1 protein-coding gene is annotated in these 842 nt (G+C 40.3%); it reads left to right on the top strand.

All coding sequences use genetic code 11. From position 1 onward, the window contains the following. Positions 1-204: 204 nt before the first annotated feature. Positions 205-615, top strand: coding sequence for a GNAT family N-acetyltransferase (locus HC733_RS22450; protein WP_190367189.1), 411 nt, complete (start codon positions 205-207; stop codon positions 613-615). Positions 616-842 lie beyond the last annotated feature (227 nt).

Below are 842 nucleotides of genomic sequence, written 5' to 3' on the forward strand. Positions count from 1 at the left end.
ATGTTAAAGTTATTCATGCTAGCCTCCGCTTTTAGTTGTTTAACACACTAATTATGGCTCTGGTTTTTAGCTAACCCACGAATAGGAGGCTAGCACCTCGTGGGGAGTCATTATGTCTATACGTGCTTATCAGAATTATCGTCAAACTGTTTATTTATACAGTTGTAAAATGTATGCTTCATATGAATCAATAGGAGCGTCATGATGACAATAAAATTCGAAGAAAAAGTGCCTAGTCCAAAAGAATTCTGTGACATGCGTGTAAAGGCTGGCCTCTCTCCAAAATCTCTCAAAGCGGCCACAATTGCTTTACCAAATAGCTTATATGGCATTTCAATAAGAAATGGTGATGAGCTAATCGCAATGGGTCGTGTAGTTGGGGATGGCGCATGTAATTTTGAGGTAGCGGACGTTGCAGTTGATCCCTCTTACCAAGGTAGGGGTCTTGGTCGAAAAGTTATGGAGTATATAGATAGTTATTTGTCATCAGTTGCTTTAGATGGTTCGTATGTATCAATGATTGCAGATGAACCAGCATTTTATGAAAAGTTAGGGTACAAGCTAGTATCTCCATCTAGCGAAGGTATGACAAAAAAGTTTAAACCGCACGTATAACAAACGGTTCAAGAGGGACAACCAACGCGTGGCATTTTTATTATGCGTTGGTTTTTGTGGTTACAGTGTTATGCGGAAGCTTGGTAGTGGCGTTGGTTGCCCCTTAACCGGGCGTTGAGGCTGTAGAATTACTCTTTTCAGGTACTGGATTATTGGTTCTGGATTGGCTGTTTTTTAACCTTGAATCGAGTTGGTTACTGTGATCTAATAGCTATTATTCACCCATG

Source organism: Pseudoalteromonas sp. S16_S37 (assembly GCF_014694405.1).
In the GTDB taxonomy this organism is placed as follows: domain Bacteria; phylum Pseudomonadota; class Gammaproteobacteria; order Enterobacterales; family Alteromonadaceae; genus Pseudoalteromonas.

Bases quoted from the DNA above. Each gene is read 5' to 3' on its own strand.
- HC733_RS22450 (WP_190367189.1), top strand. From the start codon at position 205: ATGACAATAAAATTCGAAGAAAAAGTGCCTAGTCCAAAAGAATTCTGT.